This window comes from Sporosarcina sp. D27 (genome assembly GCF_000586555.1).
Taxonomy (GTDB): domain Bacteria; phylum Bacillota; class Bacilli; order Bacillales_A; family Planococcaceae; genus Sporosarcina.
The window spans coordinates 177,800-201,300 of sequence record NZ_AZUC01000014.1 but is presented as its reverse complement, the minus strand read 5'-3'; the positions used below and the strand labels follow the sequence as shown (position 1 = coordinate 201,300).

25 protein-coding genes and 1 pseudogene are annotated in these 23,501 nt (G+C 39.6%); 7 read left to right on the top strand and 19 right to left on the bottom strand.

Going from position 1 to position 23,501, the window contains the following annotated elements:
* Window position 1: 1 nt before the first annotated feature.
* From N693_RS0103705 to N693_RS0103630, 16 genes are all read right to left on the bottom strand, one after another.
* The gene (locus tag N693_RS0103705) at window positions 2-382 is read right to left on the bottom strand and encodes a GntR family transcriptional regulator (protein ID WP_025783424.1); all 381 of its coding nucleotides are present in this window, start codon (window positions 380-382) and stop codon (window positions 2-4) included.
* Between the two features lie 335 nt (window positions 383-717).
* A complete protein-coding gene (locus N693_RS0103700; RefSeq protein WP_025783423.1) occupies window positions 718-1,467 on the bottom strand; it encodes an amino acid ABC transporter ATP-binding protein in 750 nt (249 codons plus the stop codon).
* A 36-nt stretch (window positions 1,468-1,503) separates the two neighbouring features.
* Entirely contained in the window at window positions 1,504-2,160 is a 657-nt protein-coding gene (locus N693_RS0103695) for an amino acid ABC transporter permease (RefSeq protein ID WP_037592647.1), read from the bottom strand.
* A gap of 53 nt (window positions 2,161-2,213) precedes the next feature.
* Window positions 2,214-3,356 carry a saccharopine dehydrogenase family protein gene (locus N693_RS0103690; RefSeq protein ID WP_025783421.1) on the bottom strand — a complete coding sequence of 381 codons (1,143 nt, stop codon included), beginning with the start codon at window positions 3,354-3,356 and terminating at the stop codon, window positions 2,214-2,216.
* Between the two features lie 85 nt (window positions 3,357-3,441).
* A complete protein-coding gene (locus N693_RS0103685) occupies window positions 3,442-4,251 on the bottom strand; it encodes a transporter substrate-binding domain-containing protein (RefSeq protein ID WP_025783420.1) in 810 nt (269 codons plus the stop codon).
* Window positions 4,252-4,491: 240 nt separating this feature from the next.
* On the bottom strand, window positions 4,492-5,973 hold the full coding sequence (locus N693_RS0103680; RefSeq protein ID WP_025783419.1) for an aldehyde dehydrogenase family protein: 1,482 nt from the start codon (window positions 5,971-5,973) through the stop codon (window positions 4,492-4,494).
* Between the two features lie 104 nt (window positions 5,974-6,077).
* Complete coding sequence (locus N693_RS18865) at window positions 6,078-7,238, bottom strand: LL-diaminopimelate aminotransferase (RefSeq protein WP_037592645.1); 1,161 nt, start codon at window positions 7,236-7,238, stop codon at window positions 6,078-6,080.
* Window positions 7,239-7,307: 69 nt separating this feature from the next.
* Entirely contained in the window at window positions 7,308-7,664 is a 357-nt protein-coding gene (locus N693_RS0103670) for a hypothetical protein (protein WP_025783418.1), read from the bottom strand.
* Between the two features lie 282 nt (window positions 7,665-7,946).
* A complete protein-coding gene (locus N693_RS0103665; RefSeq protein ID WP_025783417.1) occupies window positions 7,947-8,384 on the bottom strand; it encodes a hypothetical protein in 438 nt (145 codons plus the stop codon).
* A gap of 75 nt (window positions 8,385-8,459) precedes the next feature.
* Window positions 8,460-8,984: a GNAT family N-acetyltransferase gene (locus N693_RS0103660; protein ID WP_025783416.1), complete on the bottom strand. Its 525-nt coding sequence runs from the start codon at window positions 8,982-8,984 to the stop codon at window positions 8,460-8,462.
* A gap of 641 nt (window positions 8,985-9,625) precedes the next feature.
* Window positions 9,626-10,372: an ABC transporter ATP-binding protein gene (locus N693_RS0103655; protein WP_025783415.1), complete on the bottom strand. Its 747-nt coding sequence runs from the start codon at window positions 10,370-10,372 to the stop codon at window positions 9,626-9,628.
* 120 nt (window positions 10,373-10,492) lie between these two features.
* Window positions 10,493-11,242: an ABC transporter ATP-binding protein gene (locus N693_RS0103650; RefSeq protein ID WP_025783414.1), complete on the bottom strand. Its 750-nt coding sequence runs from the start codon at window positions 11,240-11,242 to the stop codon at window positions 10,493-10,495.
* Entirely contained in the window at window positions 11,235-12,047 is an 813-nt protein-coding gene (locus N693_RS0103645) for an ABC transporter permease (protein ID WP_025783413.1), read from the bottom strand. Before N693_RS0103645 ends, N693_RS0103650 begins: the two co-directional genes overlap by 8 nt.
* On the bottom strand, window positions 12,048-13,016 hold the full coding sequence (locus N693_RS0103640; protein WP_025783412.1) for an ABC transporter permease: 969 nt from the start codon (window positions 13,014-13,016) through the stop codon (window positions 12,048-12,050).
* Window positions 13,006-14,586, bottom strand: a complete 1,581-nt coding sequence (locus N693_RS0103635; protein WP_025783411.1) for an ABC transporter substrate-binding protein — start codon at window positions 14,584-14,586, stop codon at window positions 13,006-13,008. Before N693_RS0103635 ends, N693_RS0103640 begins: the two co-directional genes overlap by 11 nt.
* A gap of 117 nt (window positions 14,587-14,703) precedes the next feature.
* Window positions 14,704-15,681: an urea transporter gene (locus N693_RS0103630; protein ID WP_253271152.1), complete on the bottom strand. Its 978-nt coding sequence runs from the start codon at window positions 15,679-15,681 to the stop codon at window positions 14,704-14,706.
* A 367-nt stretch (window positions 15,682-16,048) separates the two neighbouring features.
* On the opposite strand from N693_RS0103630, the gene N693_RS0103625 reads away from it, so the two are divergent.
* The 7 genes from N693_RS0103625 to N693_RS0103595 all read left to right on the top strand — a co-directional run bounded on the left by N693_RS0103625 (window position 16,049) and on the right by N693_RS0103595 (window position 21,237).
* Window positions 16,049-16,351 (top strand): urease subunit gamma, encoded by a 303-nt coding sequence (locus N693_RS0103625; RefSeq protein WP_025783409.1) that lies wholly within the window; start codon window positions 16,049-16,051, stop codon window positions 16,349-16,351.
* Window positions 16,352-16,372: 21 nt separating this feature from the next.
* The gene (gene ureB, locus N693_RS0103620; protein ID WP_025783408.1) at window positions 16,373-16,696 is read left to right on the top strand and encodes an urease subunit beta; all 324 of its coding nucleotides are present in this window, start codon (window positions 16,373-16,375) and stop codon (window positions 16,694-16,696) included.
* The gene (gene ureC, locus N693_RS0103615; RefSeq protein WP_025783407.1) at window positions 16,693-18,405 is read left to right on the top strand and encodes an urease subunit alpha; all 1,713 of its coding nucleotides are present in this window, start codon (window positions 16,693-16,695) and stop codon (window positions 18,403-18,405) included. The genes ureB and ureC overlap by 4 nt, the downstream gene beginning before the upstream one ends.
* A gap of 10 nt (window positions 18,406-18,415) precedes the next feature.
* Entirely contained in the window at window positions 18,416-18,871 is a 456-nt protein-coding gene (gene ureE / locus N693_RS0103610) for an urease accessory protein UreE (RefSeq protein WP_025783406.1), read from the top strand.
* On the top strand, window positions 18,864-19,550 hold the full coding sequence (locus N693_RS0103605; RefSeq protein WP_025783405.1) for an urease accessory protein UreF: 687 nt from the start codon (window positions 18,864-18,866) through the stop codon (window positions 19,548-19,550). Before ureE ends, N693_RS0103605 begins: the two co-directional genes overlap by 8 nt.
* A gap of 248 nt (window positions 19,551-19,798) precedes the next feature.
* Window positions 19,799-20,410 (top strand): urease accessory protein UreG, encoded by a 612-nt coding sequence (gene ureG, locus N693_RS0103600; RefSeq protein WP_025783404.1) that lies wholly within the window; start codon window positions 19,799-19,801, stop codon window positions 20,408-20,410.
* A gap of 2 nt (window positions 20,411-20,412) precedes the next feature.
* Window positions 20,413-21,237: an urease accessory protein UreD gene (locus N693_RS0103595; protein ID WP_025783403.1), complete on the top strand. Its 825-nt coding sequence runs from the start codon at window positions 20,413-20,415 to the stop codon at window positions 21,235-21,237.
* A 450-nt stretch (window positions 21,238-21,687) separates the two neighbouring features.
* On the opposite strand, the gene N693_RS0103590 is transcribed toward N693_RS0103595, so the two are convergent.
* The 3 genes and pseudogenes from N693_RS0103590 to N693_RS18855 all read right to left on the bottom strand — a co-directional run.
* Complete coding sequence (locus N693_RS0103590) at window positions 21,688-22,149, bottom strand: GNAT family N-acetyltransferase (protein WP_025783402.1); 462 nt, start codon at window positions 22,147-22,149, stop codon at window positions 21,688-21,690.
* Between the two features lie 88 nt (window positions 22,150-22,237).
* Window positions 22,238-22,774, bottom strand: coding sequence for a GNAT family N-acetyltransferase (locus N693_RS18860; protein ID WP_037592639.1), 537 nt, complete (start codon window positions 22,772-22,774; stop codon window positions 22,238-22,240).
* Between the two features lie 59 nt (window positions 22,775-22,833).
* Window positions 22,834-23,487: pseudogene (locus N693_RS18855) on the bottom strand (class I SAM-dependent methyltransferase); the annotation flags it as partial.
* Window positions 23,488-23,501 lie beyond the last annotated feature (14 nt).

Sequence of the window (23,501 nt, the reverse complement as noted above, 5' to 3'; positions counted from 1 at the left end):
TTTAATCCTCCTTATCACCGTTAGCTGTGTACTTTACCTTTACCAAGTCCAGCAATTCTTCTACTGGTACATTAATGGAACGAACAGATGTCACAAACATATCAACTGCCTCAGCAAGTAGTTCATCTCTTACCTTACCTAATGTCACTTTATCCGATGTGATTCTACTTGGATGATTTTTCTCCGTATAAATCAAACCTTGTTCCTCCATTTCCTTATACGCTCGTTGCGCGGTGTTAGGGTTAACTTTCATCCGATTCGCCAACTCCCGCCTTGATGGGATTTCTTCGCCAGGTTTCAATCCTCCCACTGCAATTTTCTCCTTGAAATAACGAACAATTTGCAAATAAACCGGATCACGATTATTAAAATTCACATTCATTGAAACAACTCCTATATCAACCTTTTGTAATATCAAACAAATTCAGTGTATGTATTAGGTAGTTCATACACTACAAGCGTATTATATGCTTAATACATTATTGTTGTCAATCCTATTCTGAATATTTTTTTAAAGGTTGATAGATATTTGAATCTGTACTCCATCATTTCATAAGTATGTAGTTGTTTAGACAACAAAATGCTCAAATAATCTTATTGTAGTGTAGTTCACAATGTCTTGTTATTCCCAGCCAAAAAAAGCAGGAGGCGAAAAGAAATTCTTTTCGCCTCCTGCTTTTATTTGTGTAGTTAATGACCCAAATGCAAACTTCGATCTCACTCCGCCATCGTAAGAAATCTTTTTGTCCGTTCTTCCTTTGGATTATCAAATAGTTCTTTGGGGTCCCCTTGTTCGACTATGACACCGCCATCCATGAAAATCACTCGATCCGCCACTTCTCTCGCAAAATTCATTTCATGTGTAACGATGACCATTGTCATCCCCTCTTCTGCCAAATCTTTAATCACCTGTAGAACTTCTCTGACTAGTTCGGGGTCCAATGCTGACGTGGGTTCATCATAGAGCATGACGGTAGGATTTAGAGATAACGCCCTAGCAATTGCTACTCGTTGCTGTTGACCGCCTGACAACTGGGAAGGATAATGATCACAACGATCTCCCAGACCTACTTTGACAAGTAGGGATTCCGCTAACTCCTTTGCTTCGTTCGGCGTAACGCCGTAAATCGTCAAGGGACCCTCCATCACGTTTTCGATTGCGGTCTTATTTGGAAATAGATTAAAAGACTGAAATACAAAGCCAGTTTTCTTTCGTAACTCCCTAATCTCTTTCTTGCGTTTTCGATCTAGTTTTCCCCCTGTATGAAGTTCGTGGGGACCGATTCTAATTATGCCTGCGTTCGGCTCTTCTAAATAAGTTAAACAACGAAGAAAAGTGGATTTTCCTGAACCGCTTGGCCCCATTATGACGACAACTTCACTTTTGTTTACAGACAGGTCGACTCCATCTAAAACAGGATTGTCTCCGAAAGCTTTTTTAAGATTTTTAACTTCAATAACCTGCAAGATAGCCTCCCCCTAAACCTAGATTTCCTACCTACGTTATCGAACTAAATGCTTTGATGATCGCTTTTCGAATTTATCAAACAATGTTGTAAAGAACGTAATTAGAATCCAATAAATGGCTGCGGCTGTTAAATAAATCGTTAATGGCTCAAACGTTTTTGCGATGATCAAACTAGACATTTGCAGTAGTTCAGTAACAGTGATGACAGAGACTAGCGATGTATCCTTCACGAGAACGATAAATGAATTTGATAATGTCGGGATTGCAATCCGAAGACTTTGAGGGAGAATAATTCTCCTCATAGCTTGCCCATACGTCATCCCCATTGAAATGGCAGCTTCCATTTGGCCCCTATCAACCGCAAGGATGGATGCACGGAATGATTCAGAAAGATAGGCACCCGCATTTAAACTTAGTGCCATAACCCCTGAAGAAATAGGATCTAGTGAAATACCGATTTGCGGCAATCCATAGTAAATGACAAATATTTGCACCAGAAGTGGCGTTCCTCGAATAACAGAAATATAGATACTGGCGATTTCGTATACGACCTTGATCTTTAGAATTCGGATTAGTGCTGTGGAAAAACCTATAACGAGTGCAATAAGTACGGAGATACAACTTAAAAAAAGCGTCATGATTGTTGCTTTTAATAGGGAGGGCAATGAGTCGATTATGATCGTAACATCCACTACTTCACTTCCTTCCAGACTTTCTATCAAAGTAAAACAAATTATTCCTAATGCTACTCTTTAAATTCAATATGGATCCCAAGCTCTTTTAGTTCTTCAACAAAAGGATCAAACCTCTCGTTAACAATGATCGATTCTATGGGAACCACACCTGTTTCTAGTATCTTTTTCTCTGCAATCCACTTTGCTGCTATCGCGGCAGGAAGTGCAGTTGTTTTTGCCATCGAAGATATATTTCGTTCATGGTCGTATACATCAACCATTTCCCATGTATAGTTTCTAGATTTGCCCTCTTTAGTTCCTTTCACTTCCACTCGAACAACCGTCACGTCTTCAACTGATTCCCCTACCATTTTTGGCGCAAGTATCTTTTCAGAAATTTTTACGTTAGTAGTGATAACTCCTTCAATTTCAATGGACTTATTATCTAAAAAGCCTAACTCTCCTAGTACCTTCATTTTCTCCCAATGCCCAGGATAGCGAACTGTTTTTTCAGTTAAGTTTCTCACTTTCCCTTTAAATGTAAATGCAGTGCTATGCGCATCTGTTATGACGGCTTCACAGTCACCAACCGGGTAAGGGAACGACATTGACTCAAGCTCAGAAAGCGCCGGTAATTCTACAATTTCGCCATTCTTGATCGCGAATGCAGGCTTTGTATAGAGACCCAATACACTTTCTAGGCGAAAAACGACCTGGTACCATAGTGGCGGGACCGGCCATCTAGGAATTCCCCCGCAAATCAGGACTGCTTCCTCGGCTTCATCCAGCATTTCGATTCCTTGTGCTGCCAAGAAGTTTGTGATGCCCGGTGCAACCCCACACCCTGGGATAATCGTGACTCCAGCCTCCTGTGCTTGAGTATGTAATTCTAGTTTTTCTTTGAACATGGACCCGACTAGATCTACTAAATGACATTGTGAAACGATTGCAGCTTTTACAGCGGTTAGGCTTAAAGAATGAGGGAGACATCCAACTGCTACATCCGCGTCTTCGAGTACTTTTATGAAATCATCTTCCGTTGATAATGTTACCGTCTTTCCAAACACCTTTGGATTATCCGCAATTTCGAGACATTTATCGATACTTTCCTGTCTGACATCGACTGCCATGACGGATTCAATTTCTTTGAATTTCGCCAGTTCACTTACGATTGTTGTGCCAATCATCCCAGTTCCTAAAACGACTACTCTCATATTATTTGTTCACCTCTGTCAATTTTTTGTGAATGAAAGACCTAGAGTAAACAACGATCCTGCTTTTGGTTACTCTAGGGTACTTTCACTTATCTAAAGGATCTGTTCCGAACCACTTCTTATAAATTTCTTTATAAGTTCCATCTTCTTTCATTTCCTTAAGTGCATTATTCACTTTTTCTACAAAGTCTTCATTTCCTTTATTGACAGCCATACCAATTTCATCTTTATTTAAGATGTCGCTGGTTACTTTAATCGGTAAGTTGTTCTCTTTAATGTTATAGTTCATGAGCAACTGGTCATTGATGATGACGTCCAATCGTTTATTCGTTAAGTCCTGAATGTAATCGCTTACAGCTTTATACAGCTTTACATCTGCGCCTTCAACACTGTTCGCAACTTCCTCAAACGTTGTTCCTCCGCCGACGCCTACTTTCTTCCCTTTAATATCAGCGAGTTCAGTAATGTCATTCGTGTCTTCGCGCGTTACTAAAACAGAACCAGTTACAACGTATGGATCCGTGAAGTCGACACTTTTTTTCCTTTCCTCAGTAACCGTCATCTGACCAATAATGATGTCAAACTTGTCCGCTTTCAGTCCTCCGATTAGTCCATCCCACTTCGTTGCGATGAATTCAGCTTCAACACCTAATCTTTTGGCGATTTCATTTGAAATATCGACATCAAATCCTTGGAACTCATCCTTGTCGTTCAGGAAGTTAAACGGTGGGTATGTCCCTTCAAAAGCTACTTTCATGACTTTGGAATCGGTGATTCGATCTGCCACATCTGTCTTGACCGCTTCGTCAGCCTTGTCCTTACTTTTTCCTCCACACCCTGCAAGAGCTGCCGCTAATACTAGTGATAAAATCAATAGCCACATCATTTTCTTCATCTTTACCCCTCCAATTCACATATTTACGAGCACATGCAAGTATAGAGTGACATCTCCACCTTTCATGCCATCCGTATCGATTATTTGTCCCATGCCATTGAGGTACAAGCTAGTTAACTATATGTCCAAGCCTTGCGAATGATTCATGAACCTATCTCAAGGCATCTACAAGAATTTCAAAAGCCACCAACATTACTGACACGGATCGTCACTAATGCTGGCGGCTACTATTTTCAAAATTTAATAGTTATCGATTTGCGCTCGTTGCAATTTCCCACTGTAATCTACATAGACGGATTTCCATTCTGTATAGACATCAAGTGCCGCTACACCAGAATCTCTATGTCCGTTTCCTGTCCCTTTCGTCCCTCCGAAAGGGAGATGGATTTCTGCTCCCGTCGTCCCCGCATTGATATAAACAATCCCTGTATCGAGATCCCTCATCGCTTGAAACGCTAGATTGACATCAGAAGTGAAAATCGAGCTGGATAATCCGAATTTCACACTATTGTTCACTTCGATGGCTTCTTTTAGGCTTTTCACAGGGATAATAGAGACTACCGGGCCAAAGATTTCCTCTTGAGCAATTCGCATATCAACTGTCGCATCGGTGAATATGGTTGGCGCATAGAAATTCCCAGTAACAAGTCCGCTATCTGTTACCATTCTCCCCCCGGCAAGAAGTGTAGCTCCCTCTGCAAGACCGATTTTCACGAACTCATGAATTTTACCTAGAGAGGAACGATTGATCACAGGACCTACTTTTACACTTTCATCCGCCCCATCACCAAGGGATAATTCACCAACTCGCTCTACAAGTTTGTTCTCCAGGTCCTCTTTTACATCCTGATGAACGATAATTCGGCTTGTTGCTGTACACCGTTGGCCGCTTGTACCAAATGCCCCCCACAAAATTCCGTCAACCGCAAGATCGAGATCCGCATCTTTTAGTACAATTACAGCATTTTTCCCACCCATTTCTAATGAAGTCCGTTTTAAAAGTTCTCCTGCCCGCGCATTTATGGCACTCCCGACTTCATTCGACCCCGTAAAGGAAATCAAATCGATATCCGGGTGCTCTACCATTGCATTTCCTACTTCTCTTCCAGAACCATTCACTAAATTCAGCAGCCCTTTCGGCAATCCTGCTTCTTCAAAAATTTTCGCGAATTCATAAGCGATAATGGGTGTTTCAGTTGCAGGTTTCCAAACGACTGCATTCCCTGATACAAGAGCCGGAAATGACTTCCATGACGCGATGGCAATCGGGAAATTCCATGGTGTTATCAATCCCGCAACACCAATTGGAACTCTTACACTCATCGCGAATTTGTCACGCAGCTCAGATGGAACCGTATCACCAAAGAGACGACGTCCTTCTCCTGCCATGTAATATGCCATATCGATCGCTTCTTGCACTTCTCCCCGTGCTTCGTCGATCACTTTCCCCATTTCACTTGTAAGGATTTGTGACAATTCTTCTTTACGTTCTTTTAACAGATTTGCAATGGTATATAAGTATTCTGCACGCTCAGGTGCTGGAACTAGACGCCATTCTTTTTGAGCTTTTTTTGCTGCTAGAACGGCTCGATTCAGGTCTTCATCTGTTGACTGCGCGACTTTCCCTAGCACTTTTCCGTTGGCTGGATTTAGCACGTCCACAAATTTACCTGATGAGGATTCACACCACTCTCCGTCGATGTAGTTAAGGCATTTTTTCACTTCATTTCCTTCGTTAGTGGTAGTTCCTTTTTTATTTGGATGAACAACTTGAATTCCTTTTCGATTTATCATATAACTGCCTCCTTCATAATTTTACTTATCTTCTAAATGCTTTCCTTGATTCGATGAATTGCTTCGAATAATCTTTCATTCGGAACCGACAGAGAGATGCGAAAATACCCCTCTCCATTCGGACCAAATGCGTTGCCAGGTGTAACGATTACCCCAGTTTTCTCTAGAACATGTGTGACAAATTTAGTGGAAGTAAAGCCTTCCGGAACAGGAGCCCAAACGAAGAAACTCCCTTTAGGTGAGTCTACATCTATGCCGATAGAAGAGAGACCCTCCAACACGACAGCCATTCTTTCTTCGTAAATACAGTTATGTGCTGCGACACAACTTTGATCGCTATCTAGAGCAAATGCTGCAGCTTTTTGTATCGGCGTAAACTGCCCAGTATCCGTATTACTTTTTAGGACCGATAGTGCTTTAATGATTTCTTTATTACCGACGACATATCCGATTCTCCACCCCGTCATGTTATAGGTTTTTGATAGTGATCCAAATTCAACAGCTACCTCTTTGGAACCCTCCACCTGCAAAATACTAGGGGCTGTATAGTCCGAAAATGTCACCCTGTTATAAGCTGAATCATGTGCGATCGGGATGCCATGTTCTTTAGAAAATGCAACTGCCTTTTGGAAGAATTCAATATCAACAGTAGCCGAAGTTGGATTCCCTGGATAATTTAAAAACATCAGTTTGGAACGGTCAATGACTTCTTGAGGAATTGTACTGAAATCGGGTTCAAAATTATTCTCCTTTAGCAAAGGCATGTCGTAATACTGTCCGTTTGCTAGCAAAGTTGCCATTCTGTAGACAGGATAGCTCGGGTCAGGTATCAATACCGTATCCCCTGGGTCGATCATTGTAGGAATTAAATGAGCAATCCCTTCTTTTGAGCCGATGAGGGCTAGTACTTCTGTTTCGGGATCGAGATCCACACCATAGTGCCGCAAATAAAAATCAGCAATTGACTGACGATACTCAATACACCCTATGAAATTGGGATACTTGAAATTAGCAGGACTCTGCATCTCCTCTACTAATTTCTCAACAATATGAGGTGGAGTCGGCAGATCAGGATCCCCAATGCCTAAGTCAATCACATCCACTCCCTTATTTATCATCGCAGCCTTTTTCTTATTGATTTCTGCAAATAAATACGGAGGGATTTGTCCCAAACGATTCGATTGATAGTTCAAAAAACCACCTACCTTATCTTTTATCTCACCACTAGATTCCTCAATAGAAAATCTATGAAGTTGTGTTCTTTAATATGCCTCGGCAGTCCCTTTTCTTCTCAACAAAAAAGCCCCCGCTTTTAGCAGGGACTCCGTATCTAATACGGGACGAGCATCCCGGGATTTCACATATGTCAGATGCTTCCACTCTTTATATAGTTGTTCATCCTTAAGGATCTTCCAAGGATTAAAAATCATTTGCCCATTCTTGGAAACAGAAAATATAACTGCTGCCAGACAATTTGTACCTTGCACACAGCCAATTTTATTCACGAACGGTTTTATAAAACTGGGTAATGACTCGGGACATTCTTCACGCTCTCCGCTATCCCACCATTCATAATGCATCCTACAAATCAACTGTTCTTTAATGGTTTCATCAAGCAATTCCCACAGTGCTCTCTGAATAATAAAGTGCTCATCTAATACCTATTTTGAAGGTATTATAAGCACTCATTCACAGTGTAGTTGCTCATTAAAGAGTATTTTTTACACTTCCTTAGCAAGGCTATCAATCCAATTCTTTTCTGCAATAATTTCATACTGCGATTATTTGCATTCCAGTACTCATAACTGTTCTTATTCATATGTTAACATCTGCGTTTTCTATTGGATTGAACGAATATAATTGCCGACTGAAAGCATATGTCCCGTCTAGTGGGAGTAATTTCATTCTATAGATACATCAAACAAATAAGTCGCTCTTCCCTGGTCCCACACTACATTCACTTCATAAATATAATGCCCCGTCTCCCGTGGTAGTGTCATTTCATTGTCGTTAAGCTCAACAACCGTACGGGAATGATCGTCACTTAATTGATAAAGTGTGATGGAAGAAGGATTTTGATCGATAATAATTTTCAATGTTTCACCTTGTTCAACCTGCAAGGTGTCGAATTCCTCAGACTGTTCATCAACCTCTGAATTACTGATTTTCCTAAATTGAAAATCCTCTTCTTTCCATTCGAAATCACCTACCGTCATCATATACTCTTGATCATTCAAGATAACTTTTCCTTGTGCTTGTTTGTAAGTATTGTTTGATGTCATTCCGGTACAACCAGCTAAAATAGTAATGATTAACATCAAATGTAGTATTCTTCTCATTATCATACTCTCCTTCTAACTGGCGCTTATGTATCTAGATGGCGCTAAGTCTCATTCCGAATTAGCGTAGTTATTTCAATAACGAGAATCCTTACTATTCCAAATATAATGAACAAATTTTAACTTCTGGCCATTCATATCAAACTCTTCATCAACGCATGCCGTCTGCTCAAATCCGTTTTTCTCTAAAACTTTTCGAGACGCCATGTTATTGGTTGTTGTCATCGCTTTCAATTGTTTTATATTTAACTGTGCGACTGTTTCTAGTAATAATTCTAATGCTTTTTTCGCCACACCTTTACCAGTATGTAGGTGTCCGACTCTATAGCCTAAATTAGCGATTCCATGAGTCATATCAATATCTACTACATTAATTCTGCCAAGAATAGAACCATTTTCATCTTTAATTAAATAGAAATACGAAATCCCTTCAGCTTGTTCTTCAAGTAACATCGCATGCCTTTTTTTAAAAACCTCAGGCTTATAATAGTTATCTCCTCGAGTAGGTACCGTTTCTTCGAAAAAATTCCTATTTTCTCGTTCAAACTTATATAGGTTTTTCTCATCTGTGCCAGTTAACTTTTCAATAAATAGATCCATGTATACTATCCTCCCATCCATTTTAATACATACATTATTACCACTATTCTACAACAGACAGGAGAATTATTTAAATTTTTGTTCGTTTTACATTTTTATCTTTATCAATAGATTCGCCTGAATTTTAGCAACAGCTGTCCTCTTAATGTATTTTCAACACACAAGATCGCACTCTTCTTATTCAATTGGCACAATTAAAGCTATGTCTTTTTCATTTACTTCTCCTTTTGTTCAACGGCATCATTCTATTTTCCCATTAAGAAAATTATCTTTTCATTCTGTTTGTTCATTTTCTGAAAAACCAAAAAGAGAAGTCCCCGACAACTTCGCCAGGAACTTCTCTTCTTTTTTCTTATTTCAACTCGGGCAACAGTTTTTCTTATCTATCTAGAGCTTTTCTCAACGTGGTAATTTCTTCTGAAACATAAGGCTTGACGTTCTCTCTATTCGCCTTCAGTGAGTCGATGGTAACGAATAGGTCTTCATGAGAACAATTCTCCCAGTACACTAAATGAAGTCCATGATATCGATTGGGAAGTCATCTGACCACATCTGTTTTCAAAACAAAAATGGTGTGCGTATTCCAAAAAAATATCAACCTATATTAAATTACTTACAAATACTACACCTATTCCCGTATCTTATTCCCTCATTCGACTACCTAGTACTGAGTCAAATAATTGCTGAGCATACGTATGTGAAAAGTTAAATTCTCCATCTATTTTCACACTCTCGTCTACGATTTCGCCATCCTTCATCACATAAACCCGATTACATAAGTACATAACAGCTTGTAAATCATGCGCAATGAATAAAATCGACATCCCAATATCTCGATTCAGTTCTAGAAGCAAATCAATGATTTCTCTTTGTATCAATCGATCCAAATTGGATACGATTTCATCACATATTAGCAACTGAGGTTCAACTAATAGTGATCGAAGCAAGTTAACACGTTGTTGCTCACCCCCACTCAATTCTGAGGGATATCTTTGTAGATGTGCTTCCGATAGTTTCACTTTCCCCAACATTCGTCGTATATGTGCATCACGATCTCCCTTCATGAGACGAAGAGGTTCTAGCAACAATTCGCGCACAGTCCACGAAGGATTAAGTGCTGCCGATGCGTTTTGAAAAATTAATTGACTTGCCTCGTAAAACGTCTTTCTATTTTTTGGACTTACAGGCTTATCATTGAATAGTATCGAGCCAGCTTCTACAGGTTCGAGTTGCATAATGGCACGCGCGAGCGTACTCTTTCCACTCCCACTCTCTCCAACCAACCCAACAATCTCATTTTTAGCCACAGTCAAATCAATTCCATTCAACACCTTTTTCGTCTGGCTTCTACTACGATAGCTCTTCGAAACATTCAACACCGATAACATATAGTCCTCCCTTCCCGTCGCCATTTTGAGATAACACATTCACATCACTAATAACAATATAATTCTTAAAACGACCTGTACACTGACTGTTTGTCCAGCGCAAAAACCAACCGATTACTCCTAGAATCGACTCTCCAACAACCGCTTCGTATATGCATGTCTAGGTTGGGAGAAAACCGTTTCCACCGTCCCCGTTTCTACAACTCGGCCTTGTTGCATAACAACCATTTCATGAGCGGCTTCAGCGACGATGTCGAGATCATGGGTAACGAGAAGAATTGTTGTACCGCGTTCTTCGTTGAGTTGTATCAATAATTGGATGAATTGTTTTTGTAGCACCATGTCAAGTGCAGATGTTGGCTCGTCAGCAATAAGTAATTCAGGTTCAACGTAAAATGCGCAGGCTATCATACATCGTTGTAGCATGCCACCCGATAATTGGAACGGATACTGTTCGGTAATATCCCAAGAAAGGCCCAACTTGTCTAATACCGGAAGCATTTTCACATTAAATACGTCTGTCGTATCCCCAATACGTCCACCTGAATATGCATACATTTGGCGACCCAATTTTACAGACGGATTAAAACTATTCGATGCGTCTTGAAATATAGTGAAAATATCCTTCTTCCTTACGCTTTTCATGTCCTTATCTGACACATCCAATAAGTTACGGCCTTCATAAATGACCTTTCCGCTTACATTTATATCTGTCGTCAACATGCCAAGCATTGCAGATATCGTCATGCTTTTCCCACTACCACTCTCACCAACTAACGTAATAATTTTTCCGCGTGGAATATTGAAATCTACATGATCCGTTATTTGCTTGTCATTTATTCGTATAGATAGATCCCTTACATCAATCATTCAAACGCCTCCACGTCGGGTTTTTCCACGCTTCTCCGATAAAATTTATGGCGAGAATAGTCATGAAAATCATAATGCCTGGAAACAATGCAATCCACCAAGCCCCAATTAAAATATCATTTTGAGCGTAGTACAACATATTTCCCCAAGAAGGAATTGCTGGTGGAATACCAATACCAAGAAAACTAAGAGATACTTCCATGAATATCGCTCCAGCAAAATTAAATAACGTTATGACAAAAATAGCTGGAATGCTGTTACGCAGTAAATGTCCGAATAATATTTTCCAAATAGGCGTCCCAAACATTTTAGCCATTTTAACAAATTCTGCATCCTTCAACCGTATAAATTCTGAACGTACAATCCGTGCAGTAACAAGCCAGCCCGTCAATCCAATGATGAGTGCCATGTGCCACATACTGCCTTGGGTGAAAGCTTGCAGCACCAAAATAATAATTAGCGAAGGAATTGTAATCAATGCTTCCAACAACCGCATCATGACAGCATCAATCACCCCACCAAAATATCCGCTGATACCTCCGTATACAATTCCGATGATAAGAGACAAGAGAACAGAAATACTTGCAACAGTCAGCGTCACTTTCCCGCCTACCAATAAACGCGAAAGAACGTCTCGACCTAAATGGTCTGTACCTAACCAATGATCTCCACTGGGTGCAAGGTATACCTCATCCATGCTCATCTCATTTGGTCCAAACGGTGCGAGTACACTTGAAAACAGCGTCAAAAAGACAATCAATCCAAGAATTATGTACCAAAACAAGAGTGCTTTCCGTGACCTCATTTACCGGATGCCCCCTTTTCGCAACTTCGGATCCATGGCGTACATAATGAGGTCGATTATTAATAGACTAACGACAACAATGACACCCGTAACCATAATACTGCCCATTAATAATGGGAAATCCTTTGTCACGACCGCTTTCACAGTCAACTGCCCAAGTCCAGACCATGCAAACAAGGATTCTACAATAATAGAACCACCAAAGAAAGACGGAATTGTCATGGCGATGTAATTCAAATATGGGATTGAAGCATTGCGCAATATTCCCATTTGAATGGTCCTTTCCATTACACCATTTGCTCGAGCAACCTTCACATAGTACTTACTGTTTTCTTTCTTTATGCTCTCCTGTAGAAAACGTGCATAAATGCCCACGTGCGTTAAAATAAGCACGCTAGCAGGCATTATAAGATGACGGATTTTATCTCCAAGACCACCGTCGCCGCCTATATCGCTCGATCCAGAAGAAGGAAGAATGCCTAGACTCACAGCAAAGAAATAGATGAATAACATGCCAAGCCAAAAAGCGGGGATGGAAGACGTCGCGATACTAAATGTAGAGAGTCCTTTATCCCAAATAGACCCCGCCTTCATACCCGCAACTGTGCCGAGCCAGATGGAGCCAATTATGATGAAAAACAGGCACACGCTAACTAACAGTAACGTATTCGGTAGCCGTTCCATTATTATTTCAGAAACGGGCCTGCCTTCTTTATAGGAAGTACCTAAATTCCCTTTTACTGTCTCTCCTAACCATGCAACATACTGTTGGGCAACAGGACGGTCTAATGCATATGCGCGGGTAATTCGTTCCTTTTCGGCTGCAGTTAATGTCTGTGCATTTCCTCCATAGAAAGCTGCAGCAGGGTCTCCAGGCGCTAATTGCATAATGAAAAAAGAGAGGAAGCTAACGATGATCAGGACAATTATCCCCATCACCATTCGCTTCCCTACCCATTTAACGGTCATTCCACTTCCACTCCTCAACGTTCCAAAGGAAACCAGATCCATGATGACCTAGAGTTCGTTCTTTTACGCCGCTTACATTTTTGTTTATCCCGAAAACTGCATTTTCGTAAGCAATAAAGTCAAATGCTGGATCATTCGCAAGCTCTTCTTGGAATTGCATATAAATCGCTTTACGTTCATCTGGATCTGTTGTTGTACGTCCTTTTTCGAGTAGTTCATCCACTTTTGCATTCGAATAACTACCATAGTTGTAGCCAGAACTCGTTAAGCTTGACTCATCCGTATGGAACAAAATGTGGGTATGGTCATCCGCATCATACGGACTTCCCCATCCAACCATAAACGCATCTGTTTCATCAATCGTGATAGCGTTCCAATCGAGTGCAGCTACTTTCACATCTGCACCAATTGCTTTAAAACCTTCGGCAACATAATTCGCCATGTTCACACGTACTGCATCACTAGCAGGTGCGGTAATCGTAAACGAAAGTTTTTCTCCGTTTTTATAACGAATACCATCCTTATCTTCTTTCCAACCCGATTCATCCAATAACGCTTTCGCCTTATCAACGTCATACGTGTACTTTTCAATTTGATCATTATTGAATTCGTGGTGCTGTAATGGAGAATATGCTACCGACCCATGTCCTTTTAAAATACCTTTTACGATTTGAGCTCTATCTGTTGCATAACTAAACGCACGACGCACGTTCACATCTTTCCATAGATCCAAGTTCATATTAAACAATACGCCTCGATAATCCGCGGATTCAACATCGTATATTTTAAGGTTCTTTTCTTTTTCTAATTTTTCAACTTGCACAGGATCTAGAAGTGCGACATCGACCTCACCTGACTTCAACTGAAGTGCACGTACATTACTATCTGGAATAAACTTAAATATCACTTTATCAATCGAGGGTTTCGTTCCAAAAAATCCGCTATATGCCTTTAATGTCAACGCATTACCTCGATCCCATTTATCAAACATATAAGGTCCTGCACCAATCGGATGGCTGTTAAAGTCAGCCGTTCTCATATCCACACCTTCAAAAGCATGCTTTGGAAGAATGGGTACTGTTAGTTTATCCAATAAAGGGGTAAATGGCTCTTTTAGCTTAATTTCTAATTTATAGTCATCCAATTTCTTAATGGATGCTACTTCTTCAAAATCAGATTTCAAAAACGAAGCATTTTTATCGTCCATTATACTTTCAATTGTGAAAACAATATCATCAGCCGTTAGCTCCTCCCCATCATGGAAGGTAATACCTTTTTTCAATACAAATGTATACGTAAGCTTGTCCTCTGAAATGTCGAAAGTGTCTGCGATATCAGTAACCACTTTATTACTTTCATCAAATCGCATGAGTCCACGAAACAATAATGCATCAAGATTTGTCTCTTCAAGAATCGGATTTAGCCCCTCGAACTCTTCCTCTGAAGCATAAACGAGACGATCTTTTTTAGATTGAGCTGTATCTTTTGCTCCCTCTTGTTTTCCGCAACCCGTAACAACGAGTAAAAGTACCATTAAAATCAGCAACAGCATCTTATTCAACTTAATCATGATGACCTCCTAATATTAATCTTTTCATCGTGCAATTCTATCCACATTACACCATTATTCTACGTTCTTGTTAATTTGTCTCCTGAGAAGATTTTTACTTCTTCAACCAATGTATTACTACAAATTAGGGAGGATTTTTCTAGCCCCTAATATTAACCAAGTGCATAATACAAACGGCATCGTTAATGCTGGAAGCCCATATGGTAACAACCACATACTAACACTTGCCATCATAGGAACTGTAATACATGCAGCTAAAACACCTGTAACTGGTGAATAGCGATTTTCTTTGGTATTGAACACAGCCGATACCGCTAGAATTGTTAAAATAGCGTTATAGCCATATAACCCTAACATTATCAATGCATGTTCTCCGCCTAAAGCAACTGCGGCGAGAAAGGCAGCCACATTTCCAATGACCGCATAAATGCCCATTTTCCTATCAGCCCAAAAAACAGCGATAAAAATTAAAATAGCAGGTAATGCATTTGTGAGGAAAAAGATTTGTCCAATCCCGTTAAATACCCCTTCTAGTACATTAATCTCGCCAGCTGTATGCAATTCCCAGTTCGCTAAACTTTGCGGAGCAAGTGAAGAGCTTAAAGTGATGCTATCGAATTTATATGCAGCAAGAAGAATAAACCAAGTTAACAAAATAAATGGAAATGTAAGAATGGGAATTCCTATGTTCCCTATAAAATGCATCATCATCGCCGTTAGAACTGCAGCTACTGCTGCACCTATTAATGCAACTATCCACACATTATGTCCACTTAAAAATGAATCTAACGCCAACCCAGTAAGAACAGAATTGTAGCCCATCAATCCTTGGCTGACCATTTTTTTATCTGCGCCCCCAATTTTAGCAACAAGCGTACCAATCATTGCTGATAAAAGCGCGATTATCCCTAGATGTAACGAAGTTACAGTAATGGCTAATAAGATAAGAAAACCCGTTATTGTGTTTTCAATAAAGATGATTTGAGATATCCCTTTAAGGGATTCTATTAGAAAAGAAATGAGTTTTCCTTCTTTAATCGAATTTTCATTCCCTAGCGCTTGCTTTTGTTCATTTGCCCTTTCTCCTGATAGCAAAAAAATCATTCCTTTTCAAATTATTTGATTTAAATAATTCTCCAACCAATAAAAATTATCTCGAAATATTAATATTTCTCTTTTTTCTTATGAAGGAATAAACTTGAAATTATTTATTCTGCTATGATATATTAACAACGGCAGAGAATCAATCACATGTTTCGTTAAAATACGATTTTTGAATTTTCAGGTTTTACTAACTGATTAATTATTTTTAAATATTAATTCCGTTTCTTTGATTACTCAAAACATTTTATTTTAATATACCATTATTTTTTCTCCCCAAAATAATACTGGCCAAACTTACGTATTTTCAAGGTGAGCGAGGGCATATTACAAAGAGTTAGAATTTTAAGGAGGCCGTTCAATGCAATTATTACCACGTGAGATAGACAAGCTTATGATTGTTGTCGTAGCTGATCTCGCAAGAAGAAGAAAAGACAGAGGGTTAAAATTGAATCACCCTGAAGCAATTGGACTAATTACGTATGAAGTACTTGAGGGTGCACGTGATGGTAAGACTGTTGCAGAATTAATGGAATTTGGTGCAACGGTTTTAACTCGTGAAGACGTAATGGATGGTATTCCCGAAATGATTCACGATATTCAAGTGGAAGCTACGTTCCCAGACGGAACAAAGCTGGTAACAGTTCATAATCCAATTAGATAACGAGTGATAGGAGGTAATTGCATGGAAGCAGGACAATTCATATTAAAAGATGAAGACATTATCATTAACCAAGGTAAAACGATTACAAAAGTTACTGCTATTAATACTGGAGACCGTCCAGTTCAAATAGGATCACACTTTCATTTTTATGAAGTGAACGATGCTTTACAATTCGAAAGAGATGCTGCATTCGGTAAACGTTTGAATATCCCTGCAGGGGCTGCTGTTCGTTTTGAACCAGGCGATGAAAAAGAAGTAGAGCTAATTTGTTATTCAGGCGAAAAACTAGTCTATGGATTTAACAACAAAGTAGATGGCTCTGTAGAAAGCGGGTGCGACAAATGAGTTTTAAAATGACAAGAAAACAATACGCAGAAATGTATGGTCCAACAACAGGAGACTCCATTCGTTTAGCCGATACAGAATTATTTATTCAAATCGAAAAAGACTTCACTACTTACGGCGATGAAGTTGTATTCGGTGGAGGTAAAGTTATTCGTGACGGTATGGGTCAGCACCCACTTGCTACTAGAGAAGATGGCGTTGCAGACGTGGTAATAACAAATGCTGTAATTTTAGACTACACTGGAATTTACAAAGCAGACATCGGTCTTCGCGACGGTAAAATTGCTGGAATTGGTAAAGCAGGAAATCCACTCGTCATGGACAACGTAGATATCATTATTGGTACCAGCACAGAGATTATTGCTGGTGAAGGTACGATTGTCACTGCAGGCGGAATTGACACGCACGTCCACTTCATTAATCCTACTCAAATTGAAACAGCTCTTTCTTCTGGTCTTACAACACTAATTGGTGGCGGAACTGGCCCAGCTGCTGGTTCAAAAGCAACTACAGTTACTCCTGGCGAGTGGAATATTCACCGTATGTTATTAGCTGCAGAAGGTATGCCAATTAACGTTGGTTTTACTGGTAAAGGACAAGCTGCATCTGAACAACCTCTTATTGAGCAAGTAGAAGCAGGCGTAATCGGATTGAAAGTCCATGAAGACTGGGGCGCTACAGCTTCAGCACTTGATCATGCATTAAGCGTTGCTGACAAGTACGATGTACAAGTAGCAGTTCACGCTGATACGCTAAACGAAGGTGGCTTCATGGAAACTACCATGGCTGCTATTAAAGATCGTGTAATCCACATGTACCATACTGAAGGTGCTGGTGGCGGACATGCCCCTGACTTAATTAAATCAGCTGGTTATCCAAACGTTCTTCCATCTTCAACTAACCCAACATTGCCTTATACTGTAAATACAGTAGATGAGCACTTGGATATGTTAATGGTGTGTCACCACTTAAACCCTTCTATTCCTGAGGATCTCGCTTTCGCAGATTCACGAATCAGAAAAGAAACAATTGCTGCTGAAGATATTCTTCAAGACATGGGTGTATTTAGTATGGTTAGTTCAGATGCTCAAGCTATGGGTCGCGTAGGTGAAGTTATTTTACGTACATGGCAAACTGCTGACAAAATGAAAAAACAGCGTGGCACAATGGAAGGTGACACAGAGTTCGCTGATAACAATCGTGCAAAACGTTTTGTTGCAAAATATACAATTAACCCTGCAATTACTCACGGTATTTCAGAGTATGTTGGGTCAATTGAAGTCGGAAAAATTGCAGACCTTGTCATTTGGAAACCTGAATTCTTCGGTGTTAAACCTGAGATGGTATTGAAAAATGGTTTTGCTGTTGAGAGCTTAATGGGAGATGCAAACGCATCGATTCCGACGCCACAACCTATCATTTACCGTCCAATGTATGCTCAAGTAGGAAAAGCGTTAGCTAAAAGCTCAATAACGTTCATTTCACAAGCTGCATTTGACAATAAAGTACACGAGAAACTCGGTTTGGAGAAAATGATTCTCCCTGCTCACGGTATCCGTAACTTGACGAAAAAAGACATGAAACTGAACTCAACAACTCCTGAACTTACTGTCGACCCACAAACATATGAGGTGAGAGTAAACGGAGAGCTCATTACTTGTGATCCAGTTGACGAAGTACCAATGGGGCAACGATATTTCCTATTTTGAGGTGAGAGAATTGATAATCGAACAAATCGTTACGAATATTGAAACTATGGATAAAGCGGAGATCGAAAAGCGCCATATTGAAAAGGTCTATCTTGAAAGTGCTCTTTTGGTGAAACGTGTTCAACGTGTCACTACTGATCATGGAAAAGATATCGGCATCCGGTTAAAAAATTCAAGGGATCTTGTTGCAGGCGATGTACTTTACATGGACGATAAAAATCTAATTATGATTGAAGTCATTTCAGACGATTTATTGGTCATTCATCCACGCAGCTTGCATGAAATGGGAACGATTGCTCACCAATTGGGGAATCGGCACCTACCCGCTCAATTTGAAAATGACGACATGCTCGTTCAATATGATTACCTTGTAGAGGAATTGCTACAAGAACTTCAAATTCCATTTACACGCGAAGAACGGAAAGTGAAACAAGCGTTTCGCCATATTGGACATAGCCATGACTAATAATGTCTTGTCTTTGTTCCAATTATGTGATTCCAACTTTCCGACGGGAGCATTTAGTCATTCTTATGGATTGGAAAGCTATATCCAAGAAGACAAAGTTCACGATCAGCCATCGTTTCTTCAATGGCTCAATGCTTACTTAAACGAGCAGCTCATCTACACAGATGGGCTTGCCTCTCGTTTAGTCTACGAAGCACTTGAGGCGAATGATCTTGAAAGTATCTGGAAATTGGATCGTATGATAACGATGCAAAACTTGCCACGTGAAACGCGGGAAGGTTCAAAGCGGACGGGTGAGCGAATGTTAAAACTCGTCGAATCACTTTACGATATTCCTGTTCTTGCAGACTACCGTAAACGTATCGCTCAAAAGAATTCATTCGGGCATCCAGCCATTGTCTTTACGATGGTCGGCCACCATCTAAACGTCGCTAAACATACGACTACACTCTATTATTTGTACTCTACAGTCTCTAGCCTTGTACAGAATGCTGTTCGAGCTATTCCACTTGGTCAGACTGCAGGTCAAAAAACAATCATGGAGTTCCAAACCTCTTTGCACAATGCAACAGATAAAATTCAACAGCTAGATGAGGATGATTTCGGAATCGTCTCCCCTGGTCTAGAACTATCGCAAATGAAACATGAACGAGTTAACATAAGAATTTTTATGTCGTAAACATAACCTGAGAGTGGCGTCTAGCTAAGACAGTCATAAGGCGAAGGTGACGGCGTGGAGCTCTTATCCACGTAACCTCTTTGACTTATGATCTGGAGGCTAGACGTATACAAAAACAACGGACACCTAGATTACCCTGACATCGTCCGGAATAATTAAACGGGTGTCCAAACTTTTTTGCAATGAAACAGAAACAAACTTAAGGAACCTAGCGCCCTAAAAATCAGACAAATAAGGATGTGTTCATTATGGAACCTATTAAAATTGGTATCGGTGGACCTGTTGGAGCAGGTAAAACGATGTTAGTTGAAAAACTAACTCGTGAATTAGAAGGCAAACTAAGCATGGCCGTAGTAACAAATGACATTTACACAAAAGAAGATGCGAAATTCCTCATGCAAAATGGCGTATTGCCTGAAGATCGTATTATCGGCGTTGAAACCGGCGGATGTCCTCACACAGCAATTCGTGAAGATGCATCCATGAACTTTGCTGCGATTGATGAATTGATTGAAAAACACGAAGGTCTTGACCTCATTTTCGTTGAGAGCGGTGGCGACAATCTAGCTGCTACCTTCAGCCCTGAACTAGTTGACTTTTCAATATATATTATCGACGTTGCCCAAGGGGAGAAAATCCCTCGTAAAGGTGGGCAAGGTATGATTAAATCAGATCTATTCATTATCAACAAAACAGATTTAGCACCATTTGTAGGCGCAAGCCTAGATGTCATGGCGTCTGACACACAAACATTCCGTGGAAATAAGCCCTTCATTTTCACTAATTTAAAGGATAATTCAGGTCTTGATGAAGTCATCGAATGGCTCGACAAGAATGTATTATTAAAAGGTCTGGAGTAAACATGAAGGATTGGACAGGGGTATTAAGCTTAGATGCCGAAGTGCGGAATGGGAAAACCGTTGGTAAAGATGTGTATTTCCAAGGGGCATATAAAGTTATGCGTCCTGTTTATCATGACGATTCCGGACAAGCTTGCTATTATATCCTAAACCCCGGTGGAGGCTATTTGGATGGTGACCGATACCAAATGCAGGTTACAGTGCAGGAGGAAGCCCGTCTCACGTTAACCACACAGTCTGCAACAAAAATATACAAGTCACCGCGTTCATTCTCCTATTCAGAAATGGAGTTTACGCTGAAAAATGGCAGTTATCTTGAGTATATTCCGGATCCACTAATCGGTTATCGAGACGCTCGTTATAAACAGAAAACAGTTGTTCATATGGAAAAGGGCGCTACTCTCCTTTATTCAGATATTATTACGCCGGGTTGGTCTCCGGACGGAGAAAAGTTTAGCTACCACACACTTCAGTTAAAGACTGAAATTTATATGGATGAAGATCTAGTTGTTTTTGACCATATCAAATTAAGTCCTGCAACACAAGATATCGAAGGTTTAGGCTTCATGGAAGGTTTTTCACATATGGGTTCAATGATTGTCATTGGTGAAAAATCCAACGCCGCTCTCCTCGATCTTGTTTATCAGGAACTTCATGAGAATAGTACTGATTTTAAAATAGGATTATCTGCTCTATCCGTCCCTGGATTTACTCTACGTGTGCTAGCCAACACAACTCAAGTCATTGAAGCATTGTTCGCTAAATGTCACATGATCGTAAATAAGGAATGGTATGATATTAACCCTAGTTTCTTACGAAAATACTGATTTCTAAAACCCAGCACCCGCTACGGATGCTGGGTTTTAACATTTAGAACTTTACTCGGAGACAACATCACATTCGTCCATATTATTGTATAGACCCAAAGCGTATGGCCTGCTAGCGATGCATCGCTGCCTATTGTTCACGGGCATCACTTCTCTTTTTCCAATAGGGAAATTATCTTTTCATTCTGTTGGATAATTTTCTGAAGTACTTCTTCATTTTTAAATGACACATTTTTCCTTATTGATGAATTTCTTAATGTTCTCCTAATAAAAAGGGAAAATGACACAAAGAATTAGACTACTAGTCCCAAAACAATGATTAAGTAAATTAGCTCGTTCATTTCAAAACCCCCTTTAAATAAATTTCGTCTCCTTAGATAATATCTATTGTATTTAAAAATCAACTGATTCCATAATGACAACATCATTAAGATCAACGCTCCGAGCAATTTATAAAGGTAAATATTCCATAGGTTCTATACAATGAATGTATCCATTTTTCTTATAGTAGTTAACGGAGTCGTCACTCGGCCATACAATCACAAACTCAAAATTATTTTCTTTAACCCACTCATTCACTGAACTTAATAAGCGACTTCCAATCCCTTTATTTCTGTATTCAGGAACAGTATAAACATTTGTCATGTATGCAAATGGATGTGTCTCCTTACCCGGACGAGGTACCTTTTGGATTAACTCCACGTATATGTGCGATACAATTTTTTCATTTTCTTCCACAACCCAAATAAACCATTGGTGATTGTTAAGTGCATTATTCAAAAACGTTTGGCACTCTTCTCTAAAATCATCATACGATTCTTCTTTCTTACTCTCGTCATACTCTACGGTAAAATCCCAGCGCATTTTGATTAATTGTTCCACGTCTTCTAATTTAGCAATTCTAATGTCCATCTAATCCTCCTCAACTTTAACTAAGCTCTTGTTGCTGTAGAGCTCTAATTTCACTTCAACTAATTCACTTCTTCTGAAGCACTATTTCTCACCATTCCGGTTGGAGTAGTGAAAACATCAGAGCGTCATGCGATCGATTACCTTGATATAAGTATCCTCGAAGTGTCCCTTCCTTAGAAAATCCAAGCTTCTTTAATAACAAGATGGATGGATCATTTTGCGGATAAGTAACGGCTCCGATTCTAAACAATCCAAGTTCATCGAATGAATACTTTAATATCTCCTTTACAGCTTCAGATGTGAATCCTTTCTTCCAATATGAGGGGTGTAGCTCAAAACCAATTTCAGCTTTTTTACTCCATCTGTTAAGATTGTTAAGCCCTAGTGTTCCAATGAATTCACCTTTATCTTTGGTTACTATCCCCCATCTTATCCCGCGATTATTATTGAATGTACTCTCAAAAGATTCAATGATCTGGGAGGCTTCTTCTATACTTTTTAGGCTGTCCATACCATAGTACTTAGTAACTTCATCTCGTGACATTATTTCATAGAAACTCTTGGTATGATCTTTCGTTACTTGTACTAATTTCAGTCTTTCTGTTTCTAATTCAGGAAACTTCATCTTTTTTCCTCCCTCATTTATGACAGTCAACATATAAAAAATGAGAATCATAAGGTTAGTTATCTTTTTTTACAAACGTAGATCATCTCATTACTATCGTTAGTTACTGGACTTTCATTCCAATCTTTATACACGTTGATTATTTTAAAACCATGTAAAAACAAAGTTCTTTCCATCTCTTTAGGGAAAACATATCTTAAACTTATGTTTGTTCTCTTCTCTTCGACAACTTCGTCATCATGGGCTTTGTATTTTCTAATCGTCGTATAGTGTTGAACTTGATTTAGAGAATCATAGTCACATAACGTATAAACATCCACACGATTCAATGTTTCAGTATCCGTGTAGGATCTCCAATACTCTTCTGTACTAGGTTGCAATAATTCTTCGACACGTGGAAATCTTGTATAAAAAATAAAAACCCCATCATTTTCTAAATGCTTATTCACAGAAGATAGAAAATCATCTTGTGCCTCATTTGTTAGGAAATGTTGAAATGAATTCCCTACTGAATAGATCAAACTACTTTTTATCGGCAGATTCAGTTTAGTGCAGTCTTGCTCCACCCAATCTATTTTCAAATCAAGATTTGTTGATTTCTTTTCAGCCTCTACCAACATTCCTTTATGGATATCTACACCCATAAGTTTGTATCCATTTTTCGCTAAAGGAATGGTCAGTCTCCCAGTCCCACAAGCCAAATCAATAATCGTTCCTTTTGTTTTCG

What these genes read in the sequence shown, in the direction of transcription:
- N693_RS0103705 (WP_025783424.1), bottom strand. Translation starts at nt 382, where the DNA reads ATGAATGTGAATTTTAATAATCGTGATCCGGTTTATTTGCAAATTGTT.
- N693_RS0103690 (WP_025783421.1), bottom strand. Translation starts at nt 3,356, where the DNA reads ATGAGAGTAGTCGTTTTAGGAACTGGGATGATTGGCACAACAATCGTA.
- N693_RS0103685 (WP_025783420.1), bottom strand. Translation starts at nt 4,251, where the DNA reads ATGAAGAAAATGATGTGGCTATTGATTTTATCACTAGTATTAGCGGCA.
- N693_RS0103665 (WP_025783417.1), bottom strand. Translation starts at nt 8,384, where the DNA reads ATGAGAAGAATACTACATTTGATGTTAATCATTACTATTTTAGCTGGT.
- N693_RS0103660 (WP_025783416.1), bottom strand. Translation starts at nt 8,984, where the DNA reads ATGGATCTATTTATTGAAAAGTTAACTGGCACAGATGAGAAAAACCTA.
- N693_RS0103655 (WP_025783415.1), bottom strand. Translation starts at nt 10,372, where the DNA reads ATGTTATCGGTGTTGAATGTTTCGAAGAGCTATCGTAGTAGAAGCCAG.
- N693_RS0103650 (WP_025783414.1), bottom strand. Translation starts at nt 11,242, where the DNA reads ATGATTGATGTAAGGGATCTATCTATACGAATAAATGACAAGCAAATA.
- N693_RS0103645 (WP_025783413.1), bottom strand. Translation starts at nt 12,047, where the DNA reads ATGAGGTCACGGAAAGCACTCTTGTTTTGGTACATAATTCTTGGATTG.
- N693_RS0103640 (WP_025783412.1), bottom strand. Translation starts at nt 13,016, where the DNA reads ATGACCGTTAAATGGGTAGGGAAGCGAATGGTGATGGGGATAATTGTC.
- N693_RS0103635 (WP_025783411.1), bottom strand. Translation starts at nt 14,586, where the DNA reads ATGATTAAGTTGAATAAGATGCTGTTGCTGATTTTAATGGTACTTTTA.
- N693_RS0103625 (WP_025783409.1), top strand. Translation starts at nt 16,049, where the DNA reads ATGCAATTATTACCACGTGAGATAGACAAGCTTATGATTGTTGTCGTA.
- ureB (WP_025783408.1), top strand. Translation starts at nt 16,373, where the DNA reads ATGGAAGCAGGACAATTCATATTAAAAGATGAAGACATTATCATTAAC.
- ureC (WP_025783407.1), top strand. Translation starts at nt 16,693, where the DNA reads ATGAGTTTTAAAATGACAAGAAAACAATACGCAGAAATGTATGGTCCA.
- N693_RS0103605 (WP_025783405.1), top strand. Translation starts at nt 18,864, where the DNA reads ATGACTAATAATGTCTTGTCTTTGTTCCAATTATGTGATTCCAACTTT.
- ureG (WP_025783404.1), top strand. Translation starts at nt 19,799, where the DNA reads ATGGAACCTATTAAAATTGGTATCGGTGGACCTGTTGGAGCAGGTAAA.
- N693_RS0103595 (WP_025783403.1), top strand. Translation starts at nt 20,413, where the DNA reads ATGAAGGATTGGACAGGGGTATTAAGCTTAGATGCCGAAGTGCGGAAT.
- N693_RS0103590 (WP_025783402.1), bottom strand. Translation starts at nt 22,149, where the DNA reads ATGGACATTAGAATTGCTAAATTAGAAGACGTGGAACAATTAATCAAA.
- N693_RS18860 (WP_037592639.1), bottom strand. Translation starts at nt 22,774, where the DNA reads ATGAAGTTTCCTGAATTAGAAACAGAAAGACTGAAATTAGTACAAGTA.